General features: G+C 38.6%; 31 protein-coding genes. 2 read left to right on the top strand and 29 right to left on the bottom strand.

Going from position 1 to position 26,787, the window contains the following annotated elements; genetic code table 11:
* Positions 1–14 precede the first annotated feature (14 nt).
* The 16 genes from atpD to ACIQ7L_RS12455 form a co-directional block, all read right to left on the bottom strand.
* Positions 15–1,409, bottom strand: coding sequence for a F0F1 ATP synthase subunit beta (gene atpD / locus ACIQ7L_RS12380; RefSeq protein ID WP_400569467.1), 1,395 nt, complete (start codon positions 1,407–1,409; stop codon positions 15–17).
* A gap of 235 nt (positions 1,410–1,644) precedes the next feature.
* The gene (gene atpG / locus ACIQ7L_RS12385) at positions 1,645–2,505 is read right to left on the bottom strand and encodes a F0F1 ATP synthase subunit gamma (RefSeq protein WP_097896173.1); all 861 of its coding nucleotides are present in this window, start codon (positions 2,503–2,505) and stop codon (positions 1,645–1,647) included.
* Positions 2,506–2,722: 217 nt separating this feature from the next.
* Entirely contained in the window at positions 2,723–4,231 is a 1,509-nt protein-coding gene (gene atpA / locus ACIQ7L_RS12390; protein ID WP_400569468.1) for a F0F1 ATP synthase subunit alpha, read from the bottom strand.
* An 11-nt stretch (positions 4,232–4,242) separates the two neighbouring features.
* On the bottom strand, positions 4,243–4,785 hold the full coding sequence (locus tag ACIQ7L_RS12395; RefSeq protein ID WP_400569471.1) for a F0F1 ATP synthase subunit delta: 543 nt from the start codon (positions 4,783–4,785) through the stop codon (positions 4,243–4,245).
* A complete protein-coding gene (gene atpF, locus ACIQ7L_RS12400; protein WP_400569472.1) occupies positions 4,782–5,288 on the bottom strand; it encodes a F0F1 ATP synthase subunit B in 507 nt (168 codons plus the stop codon). The genes ACIQ7L_RS12395 and atpF overlap by 4 nt, the downstream gene beginning before the upstream one ends.
* A gap of 128 nt (positions 5,289–5,416) precedes the next feature.
* Complete coding sequence (atpE, locus tag ACIQ7L_RS12405) at positions 5,417–5,635, bottom strand: F0F1 ATP synthase subunit C (protein ID WP_000052064.1); 219 nt, start codon at positions 5,633–5,635, stop codon at positions 5,417–5,419.
* A 70-nt stretch (positions 5,636–5,705) separates the two neighbouring features.
* Entirely contained in the window at positions 5,706–6,425 is a 720-nt protein-coding gene (gene atpB / locus ACIQ7L_RS12410; RefSeq protein ID WP_400569474.1) for a F0F1 ATP synthase subunit A, read from the bottom strand.
* Between the two features lie 7 nt (positions 6,426–6,432).
* Positions 6,433–6,825 carry an ATP synthase subunit I gene (locus ACIQ7L_RS12415; RefSeq protein WP_000567602.1) on the bottom strand — a complete coding sequence of 131 codons (393 nt, stop codon included), beginning with the start codon at positions 6,823–6,825 and terminating at the stop codon, positions 6,433–6,435.
* Positions 6,825–7,049 carry an AtpZ/AtpI family protein gene (locus tag ACIQ7L_RS12420; RefSeq protein WP_400569477.1) on the bottom strand — a complete coding sequence of 75 codons (225 nt, stop codon included), beginning with the start codon at positions 7,047–7,049 and terminating at the stop codon, positions 6,825–6,827. Before ACIQ7L_RS12420 ends, ACIQ7L_RS12415 begins: the two co-directional genes overlap by 1 nt.
* Before the next feature lie 26 nt (positions 7,050–7,075).
* Entirely contained in the window at positions 7,076–7,189 is a 114-nt protein-coding gene (locus ACIQ7L_RS12425; protein WP_400569479.1) for a DUF4024 domain-containing protein, read from the bottom strand.
* Positions 7,190–7,584: 395 nt separating this feature from the next.
* On the bottom strand, positions 7,585–8,214 hold the full coding sequence (gene upp / locus ACIQ7L_RS12430; RefSeq protein ID WP_003202275.1) for a uracil phosphoribosyltransferase: 630 nt from the start codon (positions 8,212–8,214) through the stop codon (positions 7,585–7,587).
* 531 nt (positions 8,215–8,745) lie between these two features.
* Positions 8,746–9,987, bottom strand: a complete 1,242-nt coding sequence (glyA, locus tag ACIQ7L_RS12435; RefSeq protein ID WP_400569481.1) for a serine hydroxymethyltransferase — start codon at positions 9,985–9,987, stop codon at positions 8,746–8,748.
* Positions 9,988–10,236: 249 nt separating this feature from the next.
* Positions 10,237–10,809 (bottom strand): TIGR01440 family protein, encoded by a 573-nt coding sequence (locus ACIQ7L_RS12440; protein WP_400569483.1) that lies wholly within the window; start codon positions 10,807–10,809, stop codon positions 10,237–10,239.
* 66 nt (positions 10,810–10,875) lie between these two features.
* Positions 10,876–11,319 (bottom strand): ribose 5-phosphate isomerase B, encoded by a 444-nt coding sequence (gene rpiB, locus ACIQ7L_RS12445; RefSeq protein WP_400569485.1) that lies wholly within the window; start codon positions 11,317–11,319, stop codon positions 10,876–10,878.
* Between the two features lie 130 nt (positions 11,320–11,449).
* Positions 11,450–11,890: a low molecular weight protein arginine phosphatase gene (locus ACIQ7L_RS12450; protein ID WP_400569487.1), complete on the bottom strand. Its 441-nt coding sequence runs from the start codon at positions 11,888–11,890 to the stop codon at positions 11,450–11,452.
* 458 nt (positions 11,891–12,348) lie between these two features.
* Positions 12,349–12,846, bottom strand: coding sequence for a PTS sugar transporter subunit IIA (locus ACIQ7L_RS12455; protein WP_400569489.1), 498 nt, complete (start codon positions 12,844–12,846; stop codon positions 12,349–12,351).
* Between the two features lie 381 nt (positions 12,847–13,227).
* Here ACIQ7L_RS12455 and ACIQ7L_RS12460 point away from each other — a divergent pair, with 381 nt between their 5' ends.
* Complete coding sequence (locus ACIQ7L_RS12460; protein WP_400569490.1) at positions 13,228–13,614, top strand: DoxX family protein; 387 nt, start codon at positions 13,228–13,230, stop codon at positions 13,612–13,614.
* A 196-nt stretch (positions 13,615–13,810) separates the two neighbouring features.
* A complete protein-coding gene (locus ACIQ7L_RS12465; RefSeq protein WP_400569492.1) occupies positions 13,811–14,422 on the top strand; it encodes a flavin reductase family protein in 612 nt (203 codons plus the stop codon).
* A gap of 254 nt (positions 14,423–14,676) precedes the next feature.
* Here ACIQ7L_RS12465 and ACIQ7L_RS12470 read toward each other — a convergent pair whose 3' ends face one another.
* The 13 genes from ACIQ7L_RS12470 to murA all read right to left on the bottom strand — a co-directional run bounded on the left by ACIQ7L_RS12470 (position 14,677) and on the right by murA (position 26,527).
* Positions 14,677–14,952, bottom strand: a complete 276-nt coding sequence (locus tag ACIQ7L_RS12470) for a DUF3935 domain-containing protein (RefSeq protein ID WP_400569494.1) — start codon at positions 14,950–14,952, stop codon at positions 14,677–14,679.
* A gap of 85 nt (positions 14,953–15,037) precedes the next feature.
* Positions 15,038–15,169: a hypothetical protein gene (locus ACIQ7L_RS12475; protein WP_400569495.1), complete on the bottom strand. Its 132-nt coding sequence runs from the start codon at positions 15,167–15,169 to the stop codon at positions 15,038–15,040.
* 39 nt (positions 15,170–15,208) lie between these two features.
* The gene (locus ACIQ7L_RS12480) at positions 15,209–15,757 is read right to left on the bottom strand and encodes a manganese efflux pump MntP (RefSeq protein WP_400569497.1); all 549 of its coding nucleotides are present in this window, start codon (positions 15,755–15,757) and stop codon (positions 15,209–15,211) included.
* A 103-nt stretch (positions 15,758–15,860) separates the two neighbouring features.
* Entirely contained in the window at positions 15,861–16,904 is a 1,044-nt protein-coding gene (locus tag ACIQ7L_RS12485; protein ID WP_400569499.1) for an L-threonylcarbamoyladenylate synthase, read from the bottom strand.
* A 123-nt stretch (positions 16,905–17,027) separates the two neighbouring features.
* Positions 17,028–17,471, bottom strand: a complete 444-nt coding sequence (locus tag ACIQ7L_RS12490) for a GNAT family N-acetyltransferase (protein ID WP_400569501.1) — start codon at positions 17,469–17,471, stop codon at positions 17,028–17,030.
* 50 nt (positions 17,472–17,521) lie between these two features.
* Positions 17,522–18,415 carry a stage II sporulation protein R gene (gene spoIIR, locus ACIQ7L_RS12495; protein WP_400569751.1) on the bottom strand — a complete coding sequence of 298 codons (894 nt, stop codon included), beginning with the start codon at positions 18,413–18,415 and terminating at the stop codon, positions 17,522–17,524.
* 475 nt (positions 18,416–18,890) lie between these two features.
* Positions 18,891–19,742 (bottom strand): peptide chain release factor N(5)-glutamine methyltransferase, encoded by an 852-nt coding sequence (gene prmC / locus ACIQ7L_RS12500; protein ID WP_400569502.1) that lies wholly within the window; start codon positions 19,740–19,742, stop codon positions 18,891–18,893.
* Complete coding sequence (prfA, locus tag ACIQ7L_RS12505; protein WP_400569753.1) at positions 19,742–20,809, bottom strand: peptide chain release factor 1; 1,068 nt, start codon at positions 20,807–20,809, stop codon at positions 19,742–19,744. Before prfA ends, prmC begins: the two co-directional genes overlap by 1 nt.
* 351 nt (positions 20,810–21,160) lie before the next feature.
* Positions 21,161–21,745 (bottom strand): thymidine kinase, encoded by a 585-nt coding sequence (locus ACIQ7L_RS12510; protein ID WP_400569504.1) that lies wholly within the window; start codon positions 21,743–21,745, stop codon positions 21,161–21,163.
* Between the two features lie 109 nt (positions 21,746–21,854).
* Positions 21,855–22,100 (bottom strand): type B 50S ribosomal protein L31, encoded by a 246-nt coding sequence (locus tag ACIQ7L_RS12515; protein WP_000643436.1) that lies wholly within the window; start codon positions 22,098–22,100, stop codon positions 21,855–21,857.
* A gap of 355 nt (positions 22,101–22,455) precedes the next feature.
* A complete protein-coding gene (rho, locus tag ACIQ7L_RS12520; RefSeq protein ID WP_097897460.1) occupies positions 22,456–23,727 on the bottom strand; it encodes a transcription termination factor Rho in 1,272 nt (423 codons plus the stop codon).
* Positions 23,728–24,110: 383 nt separating this feature from the next.
* Positions 24,111–25,076, bottom strand: coding sequence for a class II fructose-bisphosphatase (gene glpX, locus ACIQ7L_RS12525; protein WP_400569506.1), 966 nt, complete (start codon positions 25,074–25,076; stop codon positions 24,111–24,113).
* Positions 25,077–25,237: 161 nt separating this feature from the next.
* The gene (gene murA / locus ACIQ7L_RS12530) at positions 25,238–26,527 is read right to left on the bottom strand and encodes a UDP-N-acetylglucosamine 1-carboxyvinyltransferase (protein WP_400569508.1); all 1,290 of its coding nucleotides are present in this window, start codon (positions 26,525–26,527) and stop codon (positions 25,238–25,240) included.
* Positions 26,528–26,787 lie beyond the last annotated feature (260 nt).

Raw genomic sequence — 26,787 nt, forward strand, 5'->3', positions numbered from 1 at the left:
TCCCTCCTAAGGCCTTACGCCATCATTTTCTTCGCGTTTTCAATAACTTCTTCAATGCTACCAACAAGACGGAATGCATCTTCTGGAAGGTCATCATATTTTCCTTCTAGAATTTCTTTGAATCCACGAACTGTTTCTTTTACAGGTACATAAGATCCTTTTTGACCTGTAAACTGCTCTGCTACGTGGAAGTTCTGTGATAAGAAGAACTGAACGCGACGAGCACGATGTACAACTAATTTATCTTCTTCAGATAACTCGTCCATACCTAAGATAGCGATGATATCTTGAAGCTCTTTATAACGTTGTAATGTTTGCTGAATTTGACGAGCAACTGCATAATGCTCTTCTCCAACGATTTCTGGAGAAAGTGCACGAGATGTAGACGCTAATGGGTCTACCGCTGGGTAAATACCCATTTGTGTTAAACGACGCTCTAAGTTTGTTGTTGCATCTAAGTGAGCGAACGTTGTTGCTGGTGCTGGGTCAGTATAGTCATCGGCTGGTACATATACCGCTTGGATAGACGTGATAGACCCTTTATTTGTTGATGTAATACGCTCTTGTAATTGACCCATTTCAGTTGCAAGTGTTGGTTGGTAACCTACCGCAGATGGCATACGACCAAGAAGGGCCGATACTTCAGAACCCGCTTGCGTGAAACGGAAAATGTTATCGATGAACAATAGTACGTCTTGTCCTTGCTCATCACGGAAATGTTCAGCCATTGTTAAGCCTGTTAATGCAACACGTTGACGTGCACCAGGTGGCTCGTTCATTTGTCCGAATACCATCGCTGTTTTCTTAATTACGCCAGAATCGCTCATTTCGTGGTATAAGTCGTTACCTTCACGAGTACGCTCACCTACACCAGCGAATACAGAGATACCACCGTGTTCTTGTGCGATGTTGTTAATTAACTCCTGGATTAATACTGTTTTACCTACACCGGCACCACCGAATAGACCGATTTTACCACCTTTAATGTAAGGAGCAAGTAAGTCTACTACTTTAATACCAGTTTCAAGAATTTCTACTTTTGTAGATAACTCTTCGAATGCAGGTGCTTGACGGTGAATTGGATCACGGCGTACATCCGCTGCAACTTCACCATCTAAGTCAATTGCATCACCTAATACGTTAAACACACGACCAAGTGTTGCATCACCAACTGGAACAGAAATTGGTTTACCAGTATCCTCTACTTCTATGCCACGAACAAGTCCATCTGTAGAAGACATCGCAACCGTACGAACTGTGTCATCACCTAAGTGAAGTGCAACTTCTAAAGTTAAGTTAACTGCGTCTTGTTTAATTCTAAGGGCATTGTAGATTTCAGGTAGCTTTCCGCCGTCAAACTTAACGTCTACAACCGGACCCATGATTTGCGTAACGCGCCCTTTATTCATCGGGTTCCCTCCTAGCTTTCTTTAAATTAGCCAGCTTTCTATGAGAGTCGGCTTTCATTTTTTATTAGTTAGCTTGAGCGACTCTTCGGAAAGAGCCACCTCCGCTTTTTATTACTCTAGCTCCGGTGGCTAGAAGGGTCGGTCATTTCACCCCTTCCTGCGAGGCAAAGAGCGCCTCTTCGTCAGGAGTTCCAATGCCCTCCCCTTCTGGACGAGCCACTTCCGCTTTTTATTACTATTCTAACGCTGCTGCTCCACCAACGATTTCTGTAATTTCTTGCGTAATCGCTGCTTGTCGAGCACGGTTGAATGAAAGTGTAAGTGTATCGATAACTTCCATTGCGTTGTCTGTAGCACTCTTCATTGCTGTCATACGCGCTGCGTGTTCACTTGCTTTACCGTCTAGCAATGCACCGTACACTAAGCTTTCTGCGTATTGTGGCAATAATACTTTTAAGATATCTTCTTCAGAAGGTTCAAACTCATAAGCTGTCGTCGGTTTGTCAGACGTCACTTCCGTAAGCGGTAAAATTTTATTTTCCGTTACTTCTTGTGAAATTTTACTCACGTAATGGTTGTAGTAAATATACAGCTCATCATAAGCACCATCTGCGAACATCGCAATCGCTCGAGAAGCAAGGTCTTTAATATCTGTAAATGAAGGATGGTCAGATAGTCCAACTACTTCATCAATGATGTTAAAGCCGCGACGTTTTAAATAATCACGTCCTAGTCGTCCAAGCACAATAATTGAATATTGGTTTGAATCCATATTATGACGTTCACGAATTACGTTACTTACCGTACGTAATACGTTACTGTTATAACCACCTGCTAGTCCGCGATCAGATGTAATAACGATGTATCCCGTACGTTTTACAGGGCGTGCTGTTAGCATTGGATGATTGATTCCTTTGCTACCTTGCGCAATACTCGCTACTACTTCTTGAATTTTTTCCATATACGGAACGAAAGATTTAGCATTTTGTTCTGCACGGTTTAATTTCGATGCAGATACCATCTCCATCGCCTTCGTAATTTGACTCGTTTTCTTAGTCGAATTAATTTTCGCTTTTATATCGCGTAAAGATGCCACAGGTTTTCACCACCTTTTTTCCGGAAGTTGGCACGATTAGTAAGATTTCTTTTCATTCATCTTTCTAATCTACGTTGCAAGATCTTCTTGCTCATGATTGAAGGAAAAGAATAGGTGCACCTACTCTTTTCCTTTACATAACCGTCAGCAATCTCTGTAAGAGTTGCCTGTTTATATAATCTAGTTTCAGCGGCTAACGAGCCACCTCCGCTTTTTATTATTCAGAAGCTACGAATACTTTTTTGAATCCGTTAATTGCTGCTGCAAATTTATCGTCATCCGCAAGTTTCTTAGTTGTGCGGATTTCACTTAATAATTCAGCTGCATTTGAATCTAACCAAGCATGGAATTCTTCTTCAAAACGAGTGATATCTGCTACTGGGATATCATCTAGGAATCCACGTGTTAGAGCGTAAAGAATGATAACTTGTTTCTCTACTCGCAGTGGTTTGTGTAATCCTTGTTTTAATACTTCAACTGTGCGAGCTCCACGGTTTAATTTCGCTTGAGTTGCTTTATCAAGGTCAGAACCGAACGCAGCGAACGCTTCTAACTCACGATAAGATGCAAGGTCAAGACGAAGTGTACCTGATACTTTACTCATCGCTTTAATCTGAGCAGCTCCACCAACACGAGATACAGAAGTACCTGCATCGATTGCTGGACGTACGCCAGAGAAGAATAAATCAGATTGTAAGAAGATTTGTCCATCTGTGATAGAGATTACGTTTGTTGGGATGTAAGCTGATACGTCCCCTGCTTGTGTTTCGATGAAAGGTAGGGCTGTTAAAGAACCTCCGCCTTTTGCATCACTTAATTTTGCTGCACGCTCTAGTAAGCGAGAATGTAAGTAGAATACATCCCCAGGATATGCTTCACGACCTGGAGGACGACGTAATAGTAATGAAAGTTCACGATAAGCAGCTGCTTGTTTTGATAAGTCATCATATACTACTAATACGTGTTTACCGTTGTACATGAATTCTTCACCCATTGTTACACCAGCGTAAGCAGCTAAGTATAATAATGGAGCTGGTTGAGAAGCTGATGCAGTTACAACGATTGTGTAATCTAACGCACCATGCTTACGTAATGTTTCTACTACGTTACGTACTGTAGATTCTTTTTGTCCAATTGCAACGTAGATACAAACCATATCTTCATCTTTTTGATTAATGATTGTATCAAGCGCAACTGCTGTTTTACCTGTTTGACGGTCACCGATGATTAACTCACGTTGACCACGGCCAATTGGTACAAGAGCATCGATCGCTTTAATACCTGTTTGAAGTGGCTCATGAACAGATTTACGATCCATTACACCTGGTGCTGGACTTTCGATTGGACGAGTGTTTGTTGTATTGATTGGGCCTAAACCATCTACTGGTTGACCTAATGGGTTTACAACACGACCGATTAGTTCTTTCCCTACTGGCACTTGCATGATGCGACCAGTACGACGAACTTCGTCACCTTCACGGATTTCTGTGTAAGGTCCTAAAATAATGATACCTACGTTGTTTTCCTCTAAGTTTTGTGCTAGTCCCATAACGCCATTAGAGAACTCTACAAGTTCACCAGCCATAACGTTATCAAGACCATGAGCACGCGCAATACCGTCACCAACCTGGATAACTGTACCAACATCACTAACTTCGATTTCAGACTGATAGTTCTCGATTTGTTGCTTTATCAGTGCGCTAATTTCTTCAGCTCTGATGCTCATGTGCTTCACCCCTATCTATTCTTCATAAGTTCACGCTGAATACGTGCTAACTTTCCTTGTAAACTACCATCATAAATGCGATTTCCAATGCGTACTTTAATTCCGCCTAGTAAATCTTCATCTACAACATTCTTTATGCGAATTGCATCTTTTCCTGTTCTCTTCGCAAATGATTCTGCAATGCTAAGTTTTTCATCTTCAGATAGAAGACGAATAGAGTAAACAGTTGCATCTGCTACGTTGCGTTCTTCATTAGCAAGAACAACATATTCATTTGCAATTTCAGGTAGGATTTCAATGCGTTTATTATCAACTAAAATATATAACGTATTTAAAATTGATTCCGAAACAGAGGCAAATACGTTAGAAAGAAACGTTTTTTTCTGTTCCTTCGAAATGTTTGGTTGTGTTAAAAAGCTATGTAGTTCTTCGTTTTTTACAAAAACGTTTTGTACAAGGCGTAATTCCTCTTCAAACATCTCTAATACGTGTTTTTCTTTTGCAATTTGAAAAAGAGCGACAGCATAACGTTTTGCTACAATCTCATTGCTCATCGCGCTTCTCCTACTTCTTTAATATAATCGCGAATTAATTTCACTTGGTCTTCTTCTTTTAGTTCTTTTTCAATTACTTTAGAAGCAATTTGAACAGATAAAGAAGCGACTTGTTCTTGCAGAGCAGCAATTGCTTGCTCTTTTTCGCGTTGAATTTCTTGTACAGCAGATGTTTTAATTGACTCTGCTTCTTCTTTTGCAGCAGCGACAATACCATCTTTCTGATCTTCTGCTTGCTTTTTCGCTCTTTCGATTAACTCTTGTGCTTCCACACGTGATTGTTTTAACATTTCACGTTGTTCTTCCACTAATTTTTTCGCCTCTGCGTTGTTCTTTTCTGCAGCGTCGATTTCACTAGCAACATGCTCTTCACGTTCCTTCATAATTCCCATCAAAGGACCCCAAGCAAATTTACGTAGCATTATTAATAAAATTAGGAAAACGACCAATGTATAAGCGATCGTTCCAAATGGAATGGCAGCTCCTAATAATAAAGTTGGCACAAGGATTCACTCCCTTCGAGATATCTAAATTGACCATATGAAAAAAAAAGACATACATTTCGTTCATAAAGCAATGGCGAAGAAAGTTCAAAAAACACTCTTCGCCATCTATGTAAGGGGAGTATCCCTTATTTGTTCATTACGATGAATGCAATAACTACACCGATGATTGGAAGTGCCTCAACTAATGCAACCCCGATGAACATAATTGTTTGAAGTGCGCCTTTTAATTCTGGTTGACGAGCAACACCTTCGATTGTACGTGATACGATAAGACCGTTACCAATACCTGCACCTAATGCTGATAAACCAATTGCAATTGCAGCTGCGATTACACCTAAACTCATTTAAAATGTCCTCCTTTGTATTATAAAAAAAATAGATTTTTTACTTACTTTACTTACTTATTAAAGTATATTAATGGTCATGACTTACTTTATGAGCCATGTAAACCATCGTTAACATTGTAAAGATAAACGCTTGGATTGAACCAATGAACACACTGAATCCCATCCACGCTAACATCGGCACAATGGCACCCAACGCTCCAAGTACTCCACTTCCACCTAATTTGGCAAGTAATCCTAATAAAATCTCACCAGCATAGATGTTACCGAATAGACGAAGACCTAACGTTAATGTGTTAGCAAATTCCTCAATAACCTTTAAAGGAAATAAGAACTTCATAGGTTGGATAAACCCTTTTAAGTATTCTTTTGTACCCTTCATCTTAATTCCATAGTAATGGGTGAGGGTAACTACCATCACGGCTAATGTTAATGTAACTGCTGGGTCAGACGTTGGCGATCTCCACCATGCAATGTGTTCGCCAGCCTCAGTTGTTGAATACATGAATGGTAGGCCGAGCATGTTTGATACGAAAATAAACATCATAAGCGTAACGCCGAGTGTTAAAAAGCGTCCACCTGTTTTCCAATCCATCGTACTGTTAATAATCCCTTTCGCGAAGTCTAAAATCCACTCAAGGAAGTTTTGCATTCCTGTTGGACGAAGAGCTAATGTGCGAGTCCCGATAACAGCGATTAAGAAAACAATAACTGCTGCAACAGTAACCATCATGACTGAGGACAAATCGAACGTTAAACCTAGAAATTCAACTAATTTACCGTGTTCCACTAGTAATTCACCTCTCTTCCCTGCTCTTATACTCTAAATAAAGAAAATCTATGATCATGACAAGATATCCTGTCAGCAATCCTACACCTAAGCTCCACATCGCAATTAAATGCTGATATTTCGCTGCAAATAAAATTAATAACCCAATCGTGGCAAATCTCGAATATGTACTTACAGCCGTCGCTTTAAATTTCACGTTTTCTCCATTTGTAACGCGGTCTAATAGCTTGTCTGTTCTACGTGCAATAATGCGCAAACTAAGAAAACTGAAAATCGTCCCGATAATCAGTCCAAGAAATACATCCTTGTAAGAGGTAAATCCCCATCCTAGCACAAGAAGCGCAAGCAAGTAGTACATATATTTCTTTTGTCTTTGGACAAGTCCATGTACGTCTATCATCATTGCTCTCCCGAATAATAATGTCGAATGAGTCGAATCATTGCGTAAATCCCTGTTCCTAATCCAAGCAATAAGCCTATAATAAGAAACAATGGAAACGTTCCAACCTTACTGTCAATCCATTGCCCACCAAAGATTCCAACAAGAATGGAACCGACTAATTGAGCAAGAATTCCTGTCATTAAAGCATATGCTTTTACGGGGTTGCGATCGTCTTTTTGCAAGGATTCATCCCTCCAATATGTAACCCTCATTCACGATGTGTTAATAATAACTCATTTTTTTGTATAAATTCTACACAAAATAAAAATTTTGCTTTTTCTTCACGAAATAGATGCAATTTTGTCACTGAAAGCCCTACCATCTATCCCCGTTGTTAGCATACAATAGGGTATTAGCACTGTCAACGAGAAATCGTAAAAAATCAAAAAATTTGAGTATTAGTCATTTCCTGCCAAAAATGAAAACGTTCCCCTTCTAAATACTGGTGAAAGATATATAATTTCTTGAAGTTTTCTATTTATAATAGAAGAAAATGTTCACAAGTTTGTCACTATTATATTTTTAGGATATAACGTTTTTCTTCCATAGTATAGAGCCTCATAGAAGTTAGACTTCTATAGTATATGTGATATATATGCAATTTATGTTGTATATACAAAAAATACCATTTTTATGTTGATTCATCACTTCTTTCCCAAACTCCAGTATTTTTAAATAGAAAAACAGACGAGCAGGGAATCCCTCTCGTCTGTTGTCTTACTTCGTTCCAAATAAACGGTCACCAGCATCGCCTAGACCTGGAACAACATAACCATGGTCATTTAACTTCTCATCTAATGCCGCTACATAAATATCAACATCAGGATGTTCTTCTTGCACAACTTTTACCCCTTCTGGTGCAGCTACGATACACATTAATTTAATTTGTTTCGCACCACGCTTTTTCAGAGAGTTAATTGCTTCAGCTGCAGAACCACCTGTTGCTAACATTGGATCAAGTACGATAAAGTCACGTTCTTCTACATCCGTTGGAAGCTTCACATAGTATTCTACCGGTTGCAATGTTTTAGGGTCACGATATAAACCAACGTGTCCCACTTTTGCTGCTGGAATTAATTTCAGAATCCCATCTACCATCCCTAAACCTGCACGTAAAATCGGAATTAAACCAAGTTTTTTACCAGCGATCACTTTTGTTTTCGCTTTACTTACAGGTGTTTCAATTTCAATCTCTTCAAGTGGAAGATCGCGTGTAATTTCAAAAGCCATTAAGCTTGCTACTTCATCCACTAATTCACGAAATTCTTTTGTACCTGTATTTTTATCGCGAATATATGTAATCTTATGTTGAATTAACGGGTGATCAAATACATACAGTTTTCCCATGTGAATCTCTCCTTCAGATGATATTTATGCGTGCGTACACGCCATTTTGCACTATTTACGATTTTAAAGAAAACGCTACTAATATTCAAGGGCAAATTTGGAAAAATATTAACTTCATACTAAACTCACCTAATATATTTACCAATTATGGAAGTAGTATCCTTCATTATATCTCCAAAATTTATTCACGATTTGTATACATACTTGAAACATAATATCTGTCTTATTTTCTCCTAATTACTCGTTTGCCTAAATTTATTTCAAACATAGCTCTACATTTCTACATCACGTAAAAAGTATTTTTAAAAAACATATATCATTTCATGAAACATAAAGTGAAACTTTAATTAGCGAGGGTTTCTTCCCTCACTGATTATTAGCCCTCACTAATCGGGCTTTTACGGGCAATTTCTCTCCTACCTAACTTCTTTTCTTTCTCCAAATTTTGAAGTGGGGATATTACTGCCCGCAAATAGCGGGATAAAAAAACCGCTGGAACATTATGAGCTCCAGCAGTCTTTGTTCAATCTATTATAAATCTGTATACATTGGGAATTTGTTTGTTAATGCCTCTACACGCTTACGTGCCTCTTCTAATGCAACTTCATCCTCATGATTTTTCAACGTATGAGCAATGATTGCTGCAATTTCATCCATTTCTTCTAAACCGAAACCGCGAGATGTTACTGCCGCTGTACCAATACGTACACCGCTTGTTACAAATGGACTTGCTGTTTCAAATGGAATTGTATTCTTGTTCACTGTAACACCCACTTCATCTAATACGTGCTCTGCCACTTTACCTGTAATTTCTAAGTTACGAACATCGATTAGGATAAGATGGTTGTCCGTTCCACCAGAAACAAGTGTAAGTCCTTCTTTTTGAAGTCCTTCTGCTAAGCGCTGTGCATTATTAATGATGTTTTGTGCATATGTTTTAAAATCTTCTTGCAGTGCTTCACCAAATGCAACAGCTTTTGCAGCAATTACATGCATAAGTGGACCACCTTGAATACCCGGGAAGATTGATTTATCGATTTGCTTTGCAAATTGCTCTTCACATAAAATCATACCACCACGTGGGCCACGTAATGTTTTATGTGTTGTTGTTGTAACGAAATGTGCATGTGGCACTGGATTTGGATGTAAGCCCGCCGCAACTAAACCTGCGATATGAGCCATATCTACCATTAAGTATGCCCCTACTTCATCTGCGATTTCACGGAATCTCTTGAAATCGATCACACGAGGGTACGCACTTGCACCTGCAACGATTAATTTTGGTTTATGTTCTTTTGCTTTTGCCAACACATCATCATAATTGATACGGTGAGAATCAGCATCCACTCCATATTCTACGAAATTATATTGTACCCCACTGAAGTTAACAGGGCTTCCGTGTGTTAGGTGACCACCATGGGATAAGTTCATACCAAGTACTGTATCGCCATGTTCTAAAATCGTAAAGTATACAGCCATATTTGCTTGTGCACCAGAATGTGGTTGAACATTTACATGTTCAGCGCCAAAAATTTCTTTTACACGATCACGTGCAATATCCTCTACGACGTCTACGTGCTCACAACCACCATAGTAACGTTTACCAGGATAACCTTCAGCATACTTATTTGTTAAAACAGAACCTTGTGCTTCCATTACCGCTTCACTTACGAAGTTCTCTGAAGCAATTAGCTCAATTTTTGAACGTTGTCTTCCTAGTTCTGCTTCAATTGCAGCAAATACCTTTTCATCTTGACGTTTTAAATGATCCACCATAATCCCCCTTTTCTGAACGAACTACATCAATTCCTAATAGTTTTTTCCTATTTATTCAGAAAAAACGAAAATTCAAGTTGTAATTCTTTCAAACCTTCATGTTTTCAAATACATTCTAACATGACTTTCTATATCATAAAAGAAAAAAAGACCAAGTTTGGTCTTTTCTTTCTTCTATTATAAAGTCAGACAACATACCTCCGTACAAGATGATATAAAGGTATATTATATCCAAGTTCTTCATTTTTAACGACAAGTAACAGTTTCTTCTACTACCGCATATACAGCGCGTGCTCCCCCAATAAGTTTCGCACGAGTTTTAGCCATCGTTACATGTGCATTACCAATTGCCTTTACACTTGTGCGAATCGGAACAGCCACATGTTTTAAATGCATACCAATGAATGTATCACCAATATCCATTCCTGCATCGGCTTTAATAAATTCCACTACTACAGGATCCTTCAAATTATGATAGGCATATGTTGCTAATGCACCACCCGCTGATCTGACAGGCGTAACGGTTACAATTTCAAATTGATATTTCATTGCCACTTCTCTCTCTACCACTAAAGCGCGGTTTAAATGCTCGCAACATTGAAACGCTAATTCTATACCCGTTTGTTTTTGAAATTGTGTTAGCTCAGAAAAAATTGCTTCTGCCACTTCCATCGTCCCTGATGTCCCAATTCTCTCCCCTAGCACCTCACTCGTGCTACAGCCTACTACAAAAATTTGACCGCTTTGTAAAGAAGCTTGCTCTTGAAATTCAGAAAGCGATGTTTGTAGCTGCTCTTTCACTTTTACTATTTCCATCATTACGCCTCTTCCTTTCACAGGTTGATTCAACAAATTATATTATGTTTCAATAGAAATTAGAATCTATTACTTCGCTTCGTATGTTTTAATTTTTCCTACACGATTTTCGTGACGTCCACCTTCATAATCAGTCGTTAACCAAATTTTTGCGATATCGCGTGCTAAACCTGCTCCAATTACACGCTCGCCCATAGCTAACATATTGCTATCATTATGCTCTCTCGTTGCTTTTGCACTAAATGTATCATGAACTAACGCACAACGAATACCGTGTACTTTATTTGCTGCAATTGACATACCAATGCCTGTTCCACAAACTAAAATACCACGGTCTACTTCACCGTTTGCAACCATTTCTGCTGCTGGAAATGCAAAATCAGGGTAATCAACAGATCCTGCTTCACACTCGCACCCTAAATCAATGTATTCAATATTTAATTCTTCTAATAAATTTACGATTTCTTTGCGGATATTCATGCCACCGTGATCAGATGCTACTACTACTTTCATTTTTACCCCTCCAAAATTTTAATACAACTTTTATCAATGGATTGTTTTACACCACTGATATATGGTTACACAACCTAAAACTTGCTCATTTAAACAAGTCTATCTCCAATATCGTATTATACACGAAACATTAGCTTTCTGAATGTTTTCCCAATAAAGTTTGTACAAGTTTTTCCATCTCTGCTAATGTCGTTTGATAAATGGAGAGCGAACCTCCAAATGGATCTGAAATATCCTTACTTATACCCTCTGTAAATTCATATAATGTATGCAACTTCTCTTCCACCTTTGGATGATACCTCAGCACAAGCTGTTTATGATTTCCTGTCATCGTCAATACAATATCAGCCCATTCAAGTAATGCTTCTGTTACTTGCTTTGAAGCATGCGTTATTGAAATTCCCTTTGTCGCTAACGCTTCCTTCGCATACAAAGATGCATCGCTTCCAGGATTGGCAAAAACGCCAGCAGACTGCACTTCAAATTTCCCTTCTCCATAGTGACGGAGTAACGCCTCTGCCATCGGGCTCCGGCATGTATTTCCAGTGCAAACAAATAACACTCGCTTCATCCAAATCCACTCCTTATGCCAAATGTCCTATATTTATCATAACGTACATTACAATGGAACAAAAGAAATGTGAATATATAAAAGGCGTATTTCCCTTTTATTTTTTCTAAGAGAAATACGCCTTATCCACATATATGTGAAACCCTAGTTTCAAGTGCCCTCAATATAGTATCACACTTAACTGAAACATCTCACAAAAAAACAATTATTATATATACATCAATTAAAAAACCGACATAAACTCCCTCTTTTTAGGTGGGAGAGAGCATCTGACCATGCATAGAAGCGGTCAGGGCATTTTTCTGCCACATGCGAAGTAAAAACAGAACGAGCAAACGAGTGGAGGTTACTTTTTATTCTGCATAGCAGGAAGTTAGATGTCGAAAAATTAAAATGGATTTATATAAATAACATAAGGAATCCATTTCATATAAACATAGATTCCTTACAAAAAATCATTATTTCATTGTAACTTTCATTACTTCTGTTGCACCTTTTGTAGCTGATACACCTATGGTTGTATCGATAGATTCCGCTGCATCTGTATTCGTAATAACGATTGGTGTGATTGTGCTCTTTGCTTTTTCACGAATTAATTCTAAATCGAAAGAAATTAATTTATCGCCCTTCTTAACAGCTTGTCCTTCAGCTACATGAGCTTCAAAACCTTCACCTTCCATTTTTACAGTTTCTAATCCAACGTGGATTAAGATTTCTGTACCGTTTTTCGCTTTAATTCCAACAGCATGTTTTGTGTGGAATAATTGTACGATTTCGCCATCTACTGGAGATACGACAACACCTTCAGTTGGAACGATTGCAACACCGTCACCCATCATACGACCAGCGAATACTGGATCTGGTACTTCTTCAATATTTTTCACTTCTCCAGTTAATGGAGCTACGATTGCTTCTGCATTTGTTTTTGAACCAAAACCGAATAATTTTTTAAACATAGGATAGTCCTCCTTATAATTGGCTTGAAAACGTATATTTCAATCTATAGTAAAGATTGAGATATACGTAAGACTTCATACTTCAAATACTATACTGTAAAAACGCTTTCGAAATAAATCGCATCATTACCAATAGAATCTTATTGTATCGCTTTGCAAAATTCCAGTCAATTCAGATTATCTGAATAACAATTAACTCCTTATCTTATATCTTCTCTGTTTTCTCCCTACTTTTCTAGATATCTTGACAGTATATTTGTTTTTTATAAATGATTTGTAAAATTTCTTCCTGTCTCGATCGAAAGCAACTTGACTAAAGTAAGTAACTGATTTATTATAACTTACATAAGATAAGTAAATAACTTTTTGGAGGTTTTATAAATGATGGATATCGGTCTTCTTATTATTCGTCTTATTATCGGAATTACAATCATGGGTCATGGTACTCAAAAATTATTTGGTTGGTTTGGTGGCTACGGCTTGAAAGGAACAGGTGGCTGGATGGAATCACTCGGCTTACGTCCTGGCGTATTTATGGCATTTATGGCTGGAGCGACTGAACTATTAGGTGGTTTCTTATTCGCAGCAGGTATCTTCACTTGGGTTGGTGCATTATTTATCATTGGTACAATGCTAGTTGCAATCTTTACAGTTCACGGTAAAAACGGCTACTGGGTAACACAAAACGGGTTTGAATATAACATGATCTTAATTGCTATTGCAGTTGGTGTTGCATTAACTGGACCTGGTGCTTACGTTTTACTTTAATCAACTATCTCAGTTTCAAAATATTTATAAATCCTAAAAGAGCAGCCCCCATTCTATACAAGATAGGGATCTGCTCTTTTTCTTTTTAAACCATTTACAAAAAGCGTCAAAAAAATATTTTTTTAGCAGGAATTTCCCTTCATTATCTTGTAAACAAACAAAGAAGTATTCATATGAAGGAAGGGAGATTACAAATATGCTTTCGATTAATCCAAATGAACAAACAGAAAAAGATAATTATAAACTATTAACAGGGAGTATTATTCCGCGACCAGTGGCATTTGTGACTTCTATGACAAAAGATGGTGTTTTAAACGGGGCTCCATATAGCTACTTTAATATTGTTGCTGCTAATCCACCGCTCATCTCTATTTCTGTACAACGAAAAGAAGGTGTGCGAAAAGATACTTCACGAAATGCAATTGAAAAAGGGGAATTTGTTGTACATATCTCTGATGAATCCTATGTGGAGGCTATTAACGAAACAGCTGCAAATCTCCCTCCAAATCAAAGTGAAATTGAATTAGCAAAACTAACTCCTATCGACAGTGATGTTATTTCAGTTCCAGGTGTAAAAGAAGCAAACATTCGAATGGAATGTGTATTAGAGCGTGCCATTCCGCTCGGTGGAACAGAAGACTCTCCAGCATGCGACCTATTAATCGGCCGCGTTGTCCGTTTCCACATTGCAGAACATCTATACGAAAATGGACGCATTCATGCAGAGGAACTAAAACCAGTAAGCCGACTAGCAGGGCACAACTACGCAAAACTAGGAGAACAATTTGAACTTGTAAGGCCAATTTAAAAGTAGAGACGGCTTGCTTAGAATCGCAGGACATTGGAGCTCCCGACAGAGAAGCGCTTGCGGCTTGAACCGAATACACCTCAAATCTCATATGAAAAATCCCCCGCCATTATAGGCGGGGGATTCATATAAGAAGACAAAAAAGAATCAGAATTGGCCATCGACCTCTCTAGCTATCATTGGTTATCGATAACAGATATACTTTTCAACTTCACAGTTTCTGCTCCTTTATTACACACGATTTTTTTATTTAATTATACTTTCTCACGCTTCTCTTCGAACGTAGGTACATTCTCTTTCTTTGGCTTTCCAAGCCTTACAACGAAGAAATATAAAGAAAGTAATGTAATTAGAAAAACGATTAAGAAGGGATACGGCGAAGAAAACATACGTGCTGTTTCTGTTTTACCCACAATAAATTTTAAAGAATCTATATCTAAGAACTCAGCAAACATCTGCACACCGAGCATACTAAACCAGAATACGAAAAAGCTAATAATGATACCAAAAATTTGTTTTATTCTTGTCATTCATATCATCCTTTCTATGTATATGGGTTATTTTATTATAACGAATATGAATAGAAACAATATGTCATACAGAAAGGAACTTATCTTACCATTCACGAATTAAGTTAATCCAACCGAGCACTGCAATTTGTAAAATAACACTCCAAATGATTAATCTACGCAGCCACCTTGGAAAAAAAGTTAACAGTTTAATATACCATTCCAACAATTTCTTCATACCCCTCACCTTTTCCCATTTTCTTACACCATAACAGGGTTATACCGGAAAAAGAAGGATTAATCCAAAACCGACAAGAATGATACCGCCAAGTATTTCACCGTATGTACCGAGCATACGCTTTGCATGTCTCCCAATTAACAAACCAATCCATGCTAATATCATGCTAATGAATCCAAAGAGCAATATTGTTATAATCATTTGCGCTCCATAAATCCCAAGACTTAATCCAACCGAAAAGCTGTCGATACTCACGCTAAATGCGAATACAAACAAACTAATCCCAGCAGGAGTAGACCTTGTATCTTCACTTTCTAAAATAGAAGAGTAAACAATATAAAAACCTAATCCAACTAATAAAATAGCCCCGGCAATCGTAGCAACTTGGCCAAATTTTTCCGATAAAAAGCGTCCAAGAACCATACCGAGAAATGGCATAAAAATATGAAACGCCCCTATTATCACACCGATATAAATAATTTGCCGCATTCTTAATGCTACCATACCCATGCCGAGGCTTACAGAAAATGCATCCATCCCTAAAGCGAATGCCATAATAATTAAAGGTACTAGTTGTTCAACCGTCATCCTTGTCCCTCCTCGGACGTGCTACTTCAAAATATGCTCATCCGAGGAGAAATAGAATCTATGAAAGTATTCTATTTATTAGAAAGACGAGTTACATACTCACCTACTCTTCAGTAATAATGTGATGTCCTGCCGCTTTCGTTAAGCGATTCATAATCGCATTCCCAATTCCTTCATTCGGAAATGATTCACTAAAAATAACATCTACTTTGCTTGCATCAAATGTTCTAAGTACATCATATAATTTAGTCGCAATGCTTGCCAAATCACTTCTTACCCCACAAGATAATACAACATCCGCTTTATACACATGTTGATATTCCTCTGTCGTTAGTATACCGACTGTATATCCTTGTTCTTTCTTCTTATCCACAAGTTGTTGAATGAAATCACGAGACCCTTCGACAATACTAAGAGGTGCTTTCGGCGCATAATGCGTATATTTCATTCCTGGCGCTTTCGGTTTTTCTGTTTCATCCTTTAATGCAGGATCTAAAGAAACTGTTCCGATTACTTCTTCTAACTGCTCCTTCGTAATCCCTCCCGGACGCAAAATCGTTGGCACTTCACTCGTACAATCAATGACTGTTGATTCAACACCAACGCCTGTTGCACCGCCATCAACGATACCAGCAATTTTTCCATTTAGATCTTCATATACGTGAGAAGCAAGCGTCGGACTTGGTCGTCCAGAACGATTAGCGCTCGGTGCTGCCACAGGAACATTTGCTGCTTCGATAAGGGCCAGTGCCACTTCATGATCAGGCATTCGAACCCCAACTGTATCTAGTCCTGCTGTAACCTTCTCTGAAATCCCGTCTTTTTTAGGTAAAATAATTGTTAATGGCCCTGGCCAAAAGTGCTTCATTAATACTTCCGCAACTGGTGGAATTTCTCTTACAATCCCACTTAATTGTGATTTTGCACCGATGTGGACAATCAATGGATTATCACTTGGTCTTCCCTTTGCTTCAAAAATTTTCACAATCGCTTCATCGTTCATGGCGTTTGCCCCTAGCCCATACACCGTTTCTGTAGGAAAGGCGACTGCTTCATTTTCCCTTAATAATCTTGCTGCTTCTTGTAATTGTGGATAATCTTTTTTTGTTTCCACAACATTATCCACAACCCACATATTTGTATGCATTTTTTTCCACGTCCTTTTCTTCCATGAAATACTTGTCTATTTGTAGTTTACTATGAGATTTATCCAAAAGACAAACAAGGTTTATCCACAAAATGTGGATAAACCTGATTAATCAGTGGATAACTATGTGAATAGCTGACAATTTAGTATTATTACATTCTGCTGTTTTATATTTTCACAAAAATGTTCTAGCTGTTTAATATCATCTGGAACTTTATCCTTTTCCACAGTTGTAAAGTCAAAAAACTGAAAGATTGTCACGGATTGTGGATGATTTGTGAGTAAATATAATTGCTGCATACTTTTTTCTTTCATATACTGCAAAAACATTTCAAAAAAATATAAGAAGGTCTTATTATCCACAGCAAGTGTGAACAAGCAAGAGCGAACAAGTGCATTCATTCCTTTTTGTTCATAACCAATGACAGCCTGTATTTCTCCCTCATCTTCCAATATCATAAATTGCTCATACAACTCATTTATTTTATCATCTTTTTTGTTAGCTTGTCCGAAAAAAGAATGTAATCTTTCAATATCAGCGTTTGTAGCAAAGTAAGTCTTTTTCACAATAAATCCCTCCTCATTTCTATATATGAGAAGGGATGTACAAGTAGTACTTATTTAGAAAATAAAGAAGAAAATGCTTCTACAATAAACAGTTTTACTTCCGGCTCTTTTTCTTGCTCTTCTGTTTCCACCGTTTGTTTTTGTTTCTGCTTCACAGGTTGTTCTGCTTTTTCCACAGCTTCTTTTTCTTCTAGTTTTTCACTTCTCTCTTGGGCAATCTTTTCATTTTTCACTTCCACGGCGGTTTGCACTTTTGTAGCAATTTCTTTTTCTGTTTCTTGCTTTGGAACAACTTCCTTATTTTGTTTTCTTACTTCTTGCTGTGATGTATTTTTTGTATTTGTTTTTTTCGATACTTCTTCTTTTTCTTGTTGTGGTACTACTTGTTCTTCTTCAACGGATTCTGCTTTTACAACATGCTCTTCTTTCTTTACAGCTGTTCCACTAGAGAAATCTAGAAAGCACATTGGCGGAAACAATACACACCACCAATTTGCTCCTTCACCTTTACCAATTGTAATCAGCACCGCTTCGTATTCTCCTGCCGGATAAATGAAATTCCCGTATACTTTTGTAGGAAATTTTATATGTTTTCCAAATGTAACTTGAAATGATTCTTTACTTCCTTCTCGTTTTAACGTACTCGCAACTGTTTTTTCAATTTCTGGGATGTGACTCTGGATGACTTGGCGTGCTTCTTCAAACGATTTTAAATTGGCTACCCAACTATCAATTTGCATTTTTACTTCATCGCGCACCTTACGTTTTAGCGCTTGATCTTCATTTGAATCGCTATTCGCTAAAATGCGTAATCGAACCGCTTCCTTTGGAATAACAGCAGGTCCCTTTGCATCGGCTTTCATATATCCAAACTGCACAAGTAACTGTGCACCAATTAATAATAAAAGAAAATATGCAATCACTTGTTTTTTCATCCTCTGCACCGTCCCTTCTGTAAACAGTGTAGACACACTTACTTCTTTCTAAACTATTAAATTCTAAATCTATAGAAAAACTTTCAAGTACATAAATTGAAAAACTGATATAAAACCTTTTTTTGGTGGAAGAGAGCGTCCGGCCATGCATAGATGCGGTCAGGGCCTTTTTTGGCCCCATTCCATGTGAAAATACAGGGAGAAAATGAGTGGAGGTATTCTTTTACTTTCATAGTCGCGACTTGTATGTTAGTTAATATTTATTTATACATACAAATTGAAAAAACGATATAAAACCTTTCTTTTTTGATTGGAAGAGAGCGTCCAGCCATGCATATATGCGGTCAGTTCCTTTTCCTGCTCCATGCCAAGTTAAAACAAAGAGAGAAAACGAGTACAGGTCACCTTTTGTGCTTCGTGGCAGCGACTTATGTGTTGAAAAGTCAAAATGGATTTATATAGAAAAATGGAGTAAGGTTCTACCTTACTCCATTTCCGCAAATACCATACGATCTTTTCCGTTAATATCAAAAACAACTTCTACACAAGCTTGTGGAAAGGCCTGCTCCAATAACCCTTTTACATCTTCCCCTTGCCCTACACCTACTTCAAAAGCAACAATTGCTTTTTTCTGTAACACCCTCGGTAGCTCCTCCATAAAGCGACGATAAAAATCAAGCCCATCTTCTCCACCAACAAGTGCACGCTTTGGTTCATGCTCTTTCACAACCGAAGAAAGCCCTCTCCAGTCCTCTTCTGGTATATATGGAGGATTTGAAACAACAACATCTAACTTTTGCCCCGTTTCATAAAATGGCGATAATAAATCACCATGATAAAACGTCACATTCGCTCCTAACGCCTTTGCATTTTCTTTCGCAACCTCAATTGATTCCTGTGCAATATCTACTGTATACATATGAAGATCTTTACTTTCTAAAGCAAGTGTAATTGAAATCGCTCCGCTTCCCGTTCCAATGTCAGCTACATGAAGTTCCTGCTTACCAAACTTACGCTGGATTCTATTTAATACACCTACGATAAGCTCTTCTGTTTCTGGCCTTGGTATTAATACCTCTTCATTTACGAAAAATGAACGACCATAAAACATTTCGTATCCAAGCATATATTGAACAGGAATTCCATCAACATGTTTGTGGATAAATTCTGTAAAAGTCTTCTCTTGTTCCTCAGATATCTCTTCACGCATGTTCATCATTAAACCTGTTCGATTCGTTTTTAATACATGACAAAGGACGATTTCTCCCGCATTTTCATCTCGTCCATTTTCTTGTAAAAAAGAAGAAGCCCATTTCAGGGCTTCATAGACACGCATTACTCAGCTGCCTCCATCTTTTGCGCTTGATCTTCCATCACTAAGGCGTTAATGAAATCATCTAACTTACCTTGTAAGATTTGATCTAGCTTTTGAATCGTTAAACCGATTCGATGGTCTGTAACACGGTTTTGCGGGAAGTTATACGTACGGATACGTTCTGAACGGTCTCCTGTACCAACAGCTTGCTTACGGTTTTGATCGTACTCAGCCTGAGCTTCTTGTCGAAACTTATCATAAACACGCGCACGTAATACTTTCATTGCTTTTTCTTTGTTCTTAATTTGTGACTTTTCATCCTGACAAGATACAACTACACCAGTCGGTAAATGCGTTAAACGCACCGCTGACATCGTTGTATTAACACTTTGTCCACCAGGTCCACTAGAAGCAAACGTATCAACACGAACATCTTTTTCATGAATATCAATCTCTACTTCTTCCGCTTCTGGTAATACAGCTACAGTTGCTGTAGAAGTATGGATACGTCCCCCAGACTCTGTTTCCGGAACACGTTGCACACGGTGTGCACCATTTTCAAATTTCAATTTTGCGAAAGCACCTTTACCGTTAATCATAAAGATAATCTCTTTATATCCACCTAATTCTGTATAGCTTGCCTCGATAATTTCAGTTTTCCAACCTTGCACCTCAGCATAACGGCTATACATACGGTATAAATCACCAGCAAATAAAGCAGCCTCATCGCCACCAGCAGCACCACGTACCTCCACGATAACGTTTTTATCATCGTTCGGGTCTTTTGGAACAAGTAAAATTTTCAGACGCTCTGATAATCCCTTCTCTTGCCGCTCTAACTCAGAAACTTCTTCCTTTACCATTTCACGCATGTCAGCATCTAACTTATCTTCTAACATTGCTTTTGCATCTTTTAATTGCTCACGAACATCCTTATACTCACGGTATACCTCTACCGTTTCTTGAATATCAGATTGTTCCTTTGAATATTCACGAAGCTTATTCGAATCACTAATAACCTCTGGATCACTTAATAATTCGTTTAACTTCTCATAACGATTTTCTACAGCTTGCAAACGATCTAACACATCATTCACCTCAACATCCTAGTATCTAATATTATTAGTATATGGTACAAAATCAAAAAAACGCAAATTATTATTTTAAAAGCGCAGGCGGCTCGCTCAGAATGGGAGGAAGAAGCGAAGCCACCGACCATTCTTGCCGCCGGAGCTAGATATATTTAAAAGCGGAAGCAGCTCGTTCAGCTCTGACCAGCTAAGGTTCTTCCGCACACAAGGTGTTCTTTTCCTTTTGTGTGGAAGGTTCTTAGATGCGAAGAGCTTGCTGCTGGAGCTGGATACCTTTAAAAGCGGAGCCGACTCGTACCACTCTTCATCTATTTTCGAAAAAAACCCGCTCTATGAAGCGAGTTTCACTTATCTTTGTTTTAGAGGTACTGCATGGCAATGACGACAGCGCGGCTCATACGACTCTGAAGCGCCAACTAAAATAATTGGATCATCAAATACAGCTGGTTCCCCATCGATTAAACGTTGTGTACGGCTTGCTGGAGACCCACATATAGAACAAACTGCTTGCAGCTTTGTTACATGTTCAGCAATCGCCATCAGCTGAGGAACTTGTCCAAATGGTAGACCACGGAAATCTTGGTCTAAACCGGCTACGATGACACGATAGCCACGATTTGCCAATATTTGCACCACTTCCACAATGTCCCCATCAAAAAATTGCACCTCATCGATTGCAATAACATCCATTTCTTCTGTTATATGTTTAAATATATCTTTTGAAGCTGAAACAGGAACTGCTTTCACCTTCAACCCATTATGTGATACAACATCTTCTTCACTATAACGGTTATCAATACATGGTTTAAATACAATCGCATGTTGCTTTGCAAATTGTGTACGGCGTACACGGCGGATGAGCTCTTCTGACTTTCCAGAAAACATACTCCCGCAAATCACTTCAATCCAACCGTTTTGATTTATTAAGTACATTGAGCTCTCCTTTCATCTACTTTTCTTATCCAAAGTAGGGTAAAGGTTAATATTTTCGCAAAAAAAACAGACAAGCGAATACATACACTTGCCTGTTTTATGTTTTTTATTACTTAAGACCGTATTTCTTATTGAAGCGGTCAACACGTCCGTCTGCAGTAGCAAACTTCTGACGTCCAGTGTAGAATGGGTGAGAATCAGAACTGATCTCAACTTTTAGTAATGGATAAGTGTTTCCATCTTCCCACTCAACCGTTTCGCTAGAACCTTTAGTAGATCCGCTTAAGAATTTGAAGCCTGTGTTTGTGTCCATAAATACAACTTTCTTGTAATCTGGATGGATTCCTGCTTTCATTCTTTTCATCTCCTTCCGCCCTGAATCATTTTCGAAACAGAGTTTTTCATCTTTAGCTGCAATCACAACTATATTGATGAAACACATATGATGAAATTATAACAAGGCTCACTTCATTTTGCAACTACCTGTTTTTGTCTTTTTATAAATAAAAAGCGAAGGCGGCTCGTTTAGAATCACAGGACATTGAAGCTCACAACAGAGAAGCGCTTTTTTCTTCAAATGAGGGAGAAAAATGGCTGGATATAAAGTGAAAAGTGGAGACAGCTCGCTTCGCTCTAACCGGCGAAGGTTCTCTTACAAAAAGCATAAAAAAACTCGCTTAATATAATAAGCGAGTCCTCATCATTTCCCTTTACTTCGTTGTTACATATCTTTTGGAATCTGCAACAATGTTTTGTAAAAATTCTTCATTTGTTTTCGTTTGACGTAGCTTACGTAAGGAATTTTCAACAAAGTCTGGTGTATCGCGCATTGTTTTACGAATGCCCCATAGCTTGTCTAAATGTTCCTTCGGAATTAATAGATCTTCTTTACGCGTACCAGAACGGCGAAGATCAATCGCTGGGAAGATACGACGCTCAGCTAACGAGCGATCTAAATGAAGTTCCATATTACCTGTTCCTTTAAACTCTTCGTAAATCACATCATCCATACGAGACCCTGTATCAACAAGTGCTGTTGCTAAAATTGTTAAGCTACCGCCTTCTTCGATATTACGAGCAGCCCCGAAAAATCGTTTTGGTCTATGGAAAGCAGCTGGGTCAATACCACCCGATAATGTACGTCCACTTGGTGGAATAACAAGGTTGTAAGCACGCGCTAAACGGGTAATACTATCCATTAAAATAATAACGTCTTTTTTATGTTCTACAAGACGCATCGCACGTTCTAATACAAGCTCAGCCACTTTAATATGGTTCTCTGGCACTTCATCGAATGTAGAACTTACCACGTCACCTTTAACAGAACGTTCAATATCCGTTACTTCCTCTGGACGTTCATCGATTAAAAGTACAATTAATTCCGCTTCTGGATGATTCGTTGTGACACTGTGAGCAATTTCTTTTAACAAGATTGTTTTACCAGCCTTTGGAGGCGCAACAATTAAACCACGTTGTCCAAATCCAACTGGTGCCATTAAATCCATGATGCGTGTTGATAATTTCTTCGGCTCCGTCTCCAATTTCATTTGACGATCTGGATATAACGGTGTTAATGCAGGAAAATGCACACGCTCTTTTGCTGATTCTGGATCATCACCATTTACCGCTTCAACCTGCAGCAATCCAAAATAGCGTTCGTTTTCTTTCGGTGGTCGTACTTTACCAGAAACTTTATCTCCATTACGCAAATCGAAGCGACGAATTTGCGAAGCCGAAATATAAATATCTTCTGAGCTTGGAGAATAATTGATTGGACGTAGGAATCCAAATCCTTCTGATTGGATAATCTCCAGTACACCTTCCATGAAAAAGAAACCTTCTTTTTCTGCTCGAGCTTTTAATATAGCAAAAATTAACTCTTTCTTTGTTAATTTGCTGTAATACGAAATCTTGAACTCTTTTGCAAGCTCATATAACTCTTTTAATTTCATGTTTTCTAATGCTGCAATTGACAAATTCATTTAGACACCACACTTTAATATTATTCTCTTTTCACATGGGTAAAGGGGAAAAAATACGGAAGGCAAATACATGGTAATGAAAGGCAATAAGTTCAAGTAGGGTAATATTCACTATTGTAACCTTTTTGTCTAGTTTTAATCAATACGTTGTAACACAAATACAAGAAGCGCAGACAAGAAATTTTGTCTCCGCTTTTTATATTGCTTCTGTTTTTTCTATTTATCTCATTTTGCAGAAGGCTGTGCGAGCCATTTCCGCTTTTATTTAATCCAGATCCGGCGGCTAGAAGGATCGGTCATTTCACCCCTTCCTGCGAGGCAAAAAGCACCTCTTCGTCAGGAGTTCCAATGCCCTTCCCTTCTAAACGAGCCGCCTCCGCTTTTTACTTAATAACCAAATTAGGTTTTTTATTTAAGCTATGGCGTCCATCAACGAAGCGAACTGTTCCAGATTTTGCACGCATAACAAGGGATTCTGTTGTACCAACGCTGCCTTTAAATTGAACACCGCGTAGTAATTCACCATCTGTGACACCTGTTGCTGCAAAGATTGCATCATCACCTTTCACTAGGTCTTCCATGCGAAGGATACGATTTATATCTTCAATACCCATTTTTTTGCAACGTGCTAACTCTGCTTCATTTTGTGGAAGAAGTTTCCCGTGAATTTCTCCGCCTAAACATTTTAATGCAACAGCTGCAAGAACCCCTTCAGGTGCGCCACCAGAACCAAATAAAATATCAACACCTGTACGATCAAATGCTGTATTAATTGCCCCAGCTACGTCTCCATCATTGATTAACTTGATACGAGCACCCGCTTTGCGAATTTCTTCAATAATCGCTTGATGACGTGGTCGATTTAAAACTGTTGCCACAACATCTTCAATATCTTTATTTTTTGCCTTTGCCACGGCACGTAAGTTATCAATAATAGGTGCATCAATGTCGACCGCACCAACCGCTTCTGGGCCAACCGCGATTTTATCCATGTACATGTCAGGAGCATGTAACAAATTGCCGTGATCCGCGATTGCAATAACAGCAAGTGCATTCCAGCCTCCAGCTGCTACAATGTTTGTACCTTCTAATGGATCAACTGCAACATCGACACGCGGGCCATATCCTGTACCTAATTTTTCTCCAATGTATAGCATTGGCGCTTCATCCATTTCTCCCTCACCAATGACAACTGTACCTTTCATCGGAACTGTATCAAATACATCACGCATTGCTGATGTTGCTGCACCGTCTGCCTCATCTTTTTTCCCGCGTCCCATCCAGCGCGCTGATGATAATGCTGCAGCCTCTGTTACACGTACTAACTCCATAGATAAACTTCTTTCCACAATAATCCCTCTCCTTTAAGTCTGAATATTTATGCCGTATTTTGTGAACTGTTTCTTTCTATATAAAGTGCAGCTTCCGTCAGTAGTGATTCTTCGTTCCCCATTAACGGAAGCACCACCACTTCATTTGTATTTTTTACTAGCTAGTAAAAAATACACTATTATGCATTTTTCATTTCTTCAATCTCTTGCTGCGTCATTTGTTCCCGCCAAATATTTGCACCAAGCCCCTTAAGCTTGTCTACTATATTTTCATAGCCTCGGTCAATATGTTCGAGACCTGTCACTTCTGTAATTCCATCAGCCATTAATCCTGCGATTACAAGCGCAGCTCCTGCTCGCAAGTCGCTAGCTTTCACCTTTGCTCCTTGTAACAATACCGGGCCCGTCACAATGGCAGAACGGCCTTCTACTTTAATTTGTGCATTCATTCGGCGCAATTCATCAATATGTTTAAAACGAGCACCGTAAATTGTATCCGTTACAACTCCAGTTCCATGTGCCTTTGTTAAAAGCGTTGTAAAAGGTTGCTGCAAATCCGTCGGAAAACCTGGATATACAAGTGTTTTTATGTCAACCGTCCTTAACCTACGATTGCCATTCACCGTAATTTGATCATCATTCGTTTCAACTTGCACACCAGCTTCTCTTAGTTTTGCAGTAATTGACTCTAGATGTTGCGGAATGACATTATCAACCATTACCTCTCCGCCAGATGCGGCTCCTAAAATCATATACGTACCCGCTTCAATACGGTCTGGAATAATAGAATGGTGACAGCCGTGCAAGGAATCTACACCCTCGATACGAATCACATCTGTACCAGCACCTTTAATTCTCGCACCCATACTTGTTAACAATGTAGCTACATCAATAATCTCCGGCTCTTTTGCCGCATTTTCAATCACAGTTCTGCCTTTTGCCCGTACAGCTGCCAGCATAATGTTAATCGTAGCTCCCACACTCACAACATCCAAATAAATGCGCGCCCCTCTTAGTTCATCTGCTCTTAAATAAATGGCACCTTGCTCATTTGTAACATGTGCACCTAGCGCTTCAAACCCTTTAATATGCTGATCGATTGGTCTTGGTCCTAAATGACATCCACCAGGAAGCCCAATTACAGCTTTTTTGAAACGACCAAGCATCGCGCCCATCAAGTAATAAGAAGCACGCAATTTTTTTACTTTTCCATTTGGTAAAGGCATCGCAACCATTTGGGAAGGATCAACCGTCATCTCTTCCTCCTGACCATACGTTACAACTCCTCCAATTTCCTCTAATAGGTCTCCTAACATCTTCACATCTGAAATATTAGGTACACCACCGATGGTTACTGGAGTATCAGCCAAAATTGTCGCTGGAATTAGAGCAACAGCACTGTTTTTTGCACCGCTCACGCGAATCGATCCGTTTAAAGGTCTTCCACCTTCAATCAACAATTTTTCCATGTTGAGCTCCCTTCTTATGAATGTATTTCCTTTCGGCTTTTCTTTTTAATAAAGAAAAACGAAAATCTTTCCTTAAGAATCTCATTCGTTCAGCAAACTAGCAACATAAAGCTTCCATTCGTTTTTATTTCTTCCCCGCCCTAAACTTAACAAGCAGTAAGACCTCACCTGAAAATGGTTATGCCTTAAAGAAATAGATGAAGACTAACTGCCTATCAAGCTTTGTTCATCGATTGCCTTAGATACATTATCACATTTAT

This window comes from Bacillus sp. NPDC094106, assembly GCF_044764345.1.
Taxonomy (GTDB): domain Bacteria; phylum Bacillota; class Bacilli; order Bacillales; family Bacillaceae_G; genus Bacillus_A.

Coding starts and splice junctions, on each gene's coding strand:
- ACIQ7L_RS12455 (WP_400569489.1), bottom strand. CDS start 12,846: ATGTTTAAAAAATTATTCGGTTTTGGTTCAAAAACAAATGCAGAAGCA.
- murA (WP_400569508.1), bottom strand. CDS start 26,527: ATGGAAAAATTGTTGATTGAAGGTGGAAGACCTTTAAACGGATCGATT.
- ACIQ7L_RS12480 (WP_400569497.1), bottom strand. CDS start 15,757: ATGACGGTTGAACAACTAGTACCTTTAATTATTATGGCATTCGCTTTA.
- ACIQ7L_RS12465 (WP_400569492.1), top strand. CDS start 13,811: ATGCTTTCGATTAATCCAAATGAACAAACAGAAAAAGATAATTATAAA.
- ACIQ7L_RS12440 (WP_400569483.1), bottom strand. CDS start 10,809: ATGATGGAAATAGTAAAAGTGAAAGAGCAGCTACAAACATCGCTTTCT.
- atpD (WP_400569467.1), bottom strand. CDS start 1,409: ATGAATAAAGGGCGCGTTACGCAAATCATGGGTCCGGTTGTAGACGTT.
- ACIQ7L_RS12460 (WP_400569490.1), top strand. CDS start 13,228: ATGATGGATATCGGTCTTCTTATTATTCGTCTTATTATCGGAATTACA.
- rpiB (WP_400569485.1), bottom strand. CDS start 11,319: ATGAAAGTAGTAGTAGCATCTGATCACGGTGGCATGAATATCCGCAAA.
- ACIQ7L_RS12425 (WP_400569479.1), bottom strand. CDS start 7,189: ATGGTAGGGCTTTCAGTGACAAAATTGCATCTATTTCGTGAAGAAAAA.
- ACIQ7L_RS12450 (WP_400569487.1), bottom strand. CDS start 11,890: ATGAAGCGAGTGTTATTTGTTTGCACTGGAAATACATGCCGGAGCCCG.
- rho (WP_097897460.1), bottom strand. CDS start 23,727: ATGAATTTGTCAATTGCAGCATTAGAAAACATGAAATTAAAAGAGTTA.
- atpA (WP_400569468.1), bottom strand. CDS start 4,231: ATGAGCATCAGAGCTGAAGAAATTAGCGCACTGATAAAGCAACAAATC.
- ACIQ7L_RS12470 (WP_400569494.1), bottom strand. CDS start 14,952: ATGACAAGAATAAAACAAATTTTTGGTATCATTATTAGCTTTTTCGTA.
- ACIQ7L_RS12510 (WP_400569504.1), bottom strand. CDS start 21,745: ATGTACTTAATAAATCAAAACGGTTGGATTGAAGTGATTTGCGGGAGT.
- ACIQ7L_RS12395 (WP_400569471.1), bottom strand. CDS start 4,785: ATGAGCAATGAGATTGTAGCAAAACGTTATGCTGTCGCTCTTTTTCAA.
- ACIQ7L_RS12515 (WP_000643436.1), bottom strand. CDS start 22,100: ATGAAAGCAGGAATCCATCCAGATTACAAGAAAGTTGTATTTATGGAC.
- prmC (WP_400569502.1), bottom strand. CDS start 19,742: ATGCGTGTCTATGAAGCCCTGAAATGGGCTTCTTCTTTTTTACAAGAA.
- atpE (WP_000052064.1), bottom strand. CDS start 5,635: ATGAGTTTAGGTGTAATCGCAGCTGCAATTGCAATTGGTTTATCAGCA.
- upp (WP_003202275.1), bottom strand. CDS start 8,214: ATGGGAAAACTGTATGTATTTGATCACCCGTTAATTCAACATAAGATT.
- ACIQ7L_RS12415 (WP_000567602.1), bottom strand. CDS start 6,825: ATGATAGACGTACATGGACTTGTCCAAAGACAAAAGAAATATATGTAC.
- ACIQ7L_RS12475 (WP_400569495.1), bottom strand. CDS start 15,169: ATGAAGAAATTGTTGGAATGGTATATTAAACTGTTAACTTTTTTTCCA.
- ACIQ7L_RS12485 (WP_400569499.1), bottom strand. CDS start 16,904: ATGCATACAAATATGTGGGTTGTGGATAATGTTGTGGAAACAAAAAAA.